Below are 762 nucleotides of genomic sequence, written 5' to 3'. Positions count from 1 at the left end.
CGTGCTGCGGCGCATGGGGGACGAACTCGCCAGGCGTGGCATCGCCCTGCTCGACGCACCCGTCAGCGGCGGCGTCACCGGCGCCGAGGCGGGCACGCTGAACGTCATCGTCGGCGGGGCGAAGGAGGTCTTCGACGCGTGCGAACCGATGTTCCGCGTATTCGGCCGGAACGTCTTCCACGTCGGCTCGCTCGGCAACGGGCTCGCGATGAAGCTGCTGAACAACATGCTGCTCCAGGTGAACATCGTCGCCGTTGCGGAAGCGATGGTGCTCGGCACCAAGGCCGGGCTCGACGCCAACCAGATCGTGGAGGTGATCAGCCACTGCACCGGCCGCAGCAATGCCTTCGAGCGGAGCGCGCCGCGCATGATCAGCCGCGACTTCACGCCGGCCGGCACGATCGACATCTCGTTCAAGGATCAGGAGCTGGAGACGGGCTTCGCCAAGGCGCTCGGCGTGCCGATCCTGCTCGCGAATGTGACGCAGCAGGTCTACCAGATGGCCCGCGCGGCGGGGTACGGGAAGGACGAGGGCGCCTCGGTCGTCAAGGTGATTGAGGCGATGGCGGGGGTGACGGTCGGCAAGAACTAGCCGACCGTCCTTCGACCCTACTTCTTGTCGCTGTCGAGCACGGCCTGCACCGCCGCCGGATCGCACTTGATCTCGACGCCCGCGCGCTCGAGCTGCAGCTTCATCGGGATGCGGGAATCCAGCGCATCCCAACCACGGTTCCGCCCCTCGGTCATCTCCTCCATGACGAG

General features: G+C 67.2%; 1 protein-coding gene. It reads left to right on the top strand.

The window, feature by feature from the left end; translation table 11 throughout:
* The coding region (locus tag AC1DWF_RS33885; RefSeq protein ID WP_476842872.1) for an NAD(P)-dependent oxidoreductase at nucleotides 1–592 on the top strand (592 nt) is incomplete at its 5' end.
* Nucleotides 593–762: the final 170 nt, after the last annotated feature.

This window comes from Aminobacter sp. P4_D5 (assembly GCF_056401815.1).
Note: the sequence above shows the minus strand (reverse complement) of the source record. Positions and strands in the feature narration are given on the sequence as shown.